2 protein-coding genes and 2 pseudogenes are annotated in these 2,748 nt (G+C 61.4%); 2 read left to right on the top strand and 2 right to left on the bottom strand.

What is annotated here, in order from left to right; all coding sequences use genetic code 11:
- Window positions 1–167 precede the first annotated feature (167 nt).
- Window positions 168–269 (bottom strand): annotated as a pseudogene (locus NKH05_RS32870) (LysR family transcriptional regulator); the annotation flags it as partial.
- A gap of 575 nt (window positions 270–844) precedes the next feature.
- Here NKH05_RS32870 and NKH05_RS32865 point away from each other — a divergent pair.
- Together NKH05_RS32865 and NKH05_RS32860 are read left to right on the top strand one after the other, a co-directional pair.
- Window positions 845–1,120 (top strand): acyl carrier protein, encoded by a 276-nt coding sequence (locus NKH05_RS32865; protein WP_352458906.1) that lies wholly within the window; start codon window positions 845–847, stop codon window positions 1,118–1,120.
- Window positions 1,121–2,326 carry a beta-ketoacyl-[acyl-carrier-protein] synthase family protein gene (locus NKH05_RS32860; RefSeq protein WP_352453892.1) on the top strand — a complete coding sequence of 402 codons (1,206 nt, stop codon included), beginning with the start codon at window positions 1,121–1,123 and terminating at the stop codon, window positions 2,324–2,326.
- Here the strand turns inward: NKH05_RS32860 and NKH05_RS32855 are convergent.
- A pseudogene (locus tag NKH05_RS32855) lies at window positions 2,313–2,477 on the bottom strand (LysR family transcriptional regulator); the annotation flags it as partial. The gene NKH05_RS32860 and the pseudogene NKH05_RS32855 sit on opposite strands and share 14 nt — an antisense overlap.
- Window positions 2,478–2,748: the final 271 nt, after the last annotated feature.

Genomic DNA, 2,748 nt, shown 5'->3' with positions numbered 1-2,748 from the left:
CAATAGAGATCGACCATCGCCCGTCCCATCGCGACCAGCTCCCGCACGCCGGGTAGGTTCTCCAGCCGGCACAGCGTCGATTGCGACGCCAGATCCCGACCCGGCTTTAGCAACCAAATCCTGACGTCATTTCAACGGCTTGCGCCACATCCACCAACCCCGATGAATTTGGTTAGGTTGATGCGGCGTGCCGCCGCCGTGAGGCCGCGCTCGCTCAGCAGCGCGTCGAGAACGACGAGAAGATTCAGATCGAGCCCTTTGAAACGCATGTCTTAGCTATCCATAGCGTGGATGCATTTGATTGAAACAAACGATTTTACCAATTTTCCGGAATGTCGCATGGACTTGGCAGGACCTCACGTGCGCCGATCACTGCCTCTATCGCGTGGCGAGTCCCTTGAGAAGAGCCCGAAAGAGGAAATCTGTCGCGTGCGGTGGAGATTGTACTGGGAATGAGAGGCAGCGCTCCGATCATGTCGAACTCTCCGACGAATGGCGGACCGGTACAATAGTTGATCGCAACTGGTCCGGAGCTATGAAACATCTCGATTACATATGAGGTGCCGAGTGAATACGCTGACAGCACCCACCGTCGCAGCGTTTAGCTGACGTTTGACGACGGTTCCTATCCATTTACACGCAGATTCTTGATGTGCTGGCGCAAAAGCGGGAGGCCGGCGACTTTTCTTCGTCATCGGGCTGACGCCGCAGAAGCCGGAACTCGTCCGGTTCCTATGGGCATTGGGCTTGGTCGGTCGCACAGGCTCCATGAGGGGCAATTTTGGCAACGCGACGCGACTCGGGTTTTGAACGACGCCGAAAACGCAAGCTGGAAAGGAACAAGATGGCAGATCAACTCGCCAACGAAATAATCGCCATTATCAAGAAGCGCGCCGCGTCGGAGGGCGGCATAGCGCCTGCCACAGGCGGCGAGATAACGGCTGCCACGGGACTGACTTCGCTCGGTATCGATTCACTGGGATTGGCGGACGTTCTCTGGGACCTGGAGCAGGCCTACGGCATCCAGATCGAGATGAATACGGCCGAGGCATGGTCGGATCTCCAGAATGTTGGGGACATGGTGGAAGCCGTGCGCAGCTTGCTCGCTAAGGGGGTGTGAATGGACAGGCGCGTCGTGATTACTGGGATTGGCGGTATTTGCGGGCTTGGGACCAACGCCGCCGCCATTTGGACAGAGATGCGAGAAGGCCGCTCCGCCATCGGCCCAATCGTCAACTCCGAGCTCCATGAATTGAGGGTCAGGATCGGTGCCGAGATCAAGGCGCTGCCGGAGCATGACATCGACGGCAAGCAACTCATCTCCATGGACCGCTTCAGCCTGCTCGCTGTGCTTGCGGCGCGCGAAGCCATGCGTCAGGCCGGACTTTCCTCCAAAGAGGGAAATAGCTATCGCTTCGGCGCGACGGTGGGCGTTGGCGGCTGCGGGTGGGATGCGATCGAGCAAACCTACCGCGCCATCCTTCTGGGCGGTAAGCGTGCCGCTCTCTTGACTGTACCCAAGGCGATGCCGGGTGCCGCTGCCGGCCAGGTCAGCATGAGTCTCGGCCTGCGCGGGCCGGTCTTCGGCGTCACGTCCGCCTGTTCCTCGGCAAACCATGCGATTGCCTGCGCGGTGGACCAGATCAGGCTCGGCCGGGCCGACGTGATGCTTGCCGGCGGCAGCGAAGCGCCGCTCATATGGGGTGTGCTGAAGGCATGGGAAGCGATCCGCGTGCTTTCGCCCGATACTTGCCGGCCATTCTCGGCCGATCGCCAGGGCCTGTCGCTTGGTGAAGGCGCCGGCATGGCGGTGCTGGAAAGCTACGAGCATGCCCTGGCTCGGGGCGCCACCATCCTTGCCGAAATTGCCGGTGCCGGCCTTTCCGCCGATGCGTCCGACATCGTCGCGCCGACTGTCGAGGGGCCGGAGGCAGCAATGCGGGCCTGCCTTGCCGATGCCAGGCTGGACGCCGAGGATGTCGACTATCTCAACGCGCACGGCACCGGCACCAAGGCCAACGACCAGATCGAGACGGCGGCGATCAAGCGCGTCTTCGGTCAGCACGCCTTCTCAATGTCCATTTCTTCTACCAAGTCCATGCACGCGCATTGCCTCGGCGCGTCCGGCGCGCTCGAGTTGATCGCCTGCGTGATGGCTATCCGCGAGAGCGTCGTGCCGCCGACTGCCAATTATCGTGAGCTGGACCCCGATTGCGATCTCGACGTCACGCCCAATGTGGCACGCGAGCGCAAGGTGCGCGTGGCACTGAGCAACTCCTTCGCCTTTGGCGGCACGAACGCGGTTCTGGCGTTCAGGCAGGTGTAGAAGCCATGAGAGATGCCTCCGGCAACATTATCTCTCGCATCCAGATGCTTGCCGGATAACTATTGTGAAGGGCGGGTCATTGACCGCCTCGGCGAATGCGGGAAGTGGCAGCGGAAGCTCGACGATCCGGGGGTATCGTCTTTGCGAAATTCTTAACTGTTGAAGCGGCTTGGACGTACCGCCGCCCCGTAAAAGGTAAGCGAGGCCCTGCGGGCTCGGCTTGAGGGTCTGAAGCTGTACACGACAATGTCTGGAAGCCGCAGGGTCGGCTCTGCGCCCGTTATAGTCGCCTGAGTGCTGCCGGCCCGGCCGCGCCGCGGGCGCCGTCAACGAACTCCTTGAACCTGCGGACCTTGCCTGTCTTGGCCGACGCTTCGAAGCGCGCCGTCGTGCTGGCCTCCAGATCCGCGACATGCTTGCGC

The organism is Mesorhizobium sp. M1399, assembly GCF_040317735.1.
Taxonomy (GTDB): Bacteria; Pseudomonadota; Alphaproteobacteria; order Rhizobiales; family Rhizobiaceae; genus Mesorhizobium.
Note: the sequence above shows the minus strand (reverse complement) of the source record. Positions and strands in the feature narration are given on the sequence as shown.

Excerpts from the sequence above, each read along its gene's own strand:
- NKH05_RS32865 (WP_352458906.1), top strand. The coding sequence starts at position 845 with ATGGCAGATCAACTCGCCAACGAAATAATCGCCATTATCAAGAAGCGC.
- NKH05_RS32860 (WP_352453892.1), top strand. The coding sequence starts at position 1,121 with ATGGACAGGCGCGTCGTGATTACTGGGATTGGCGGTATTTGCGGGCTT.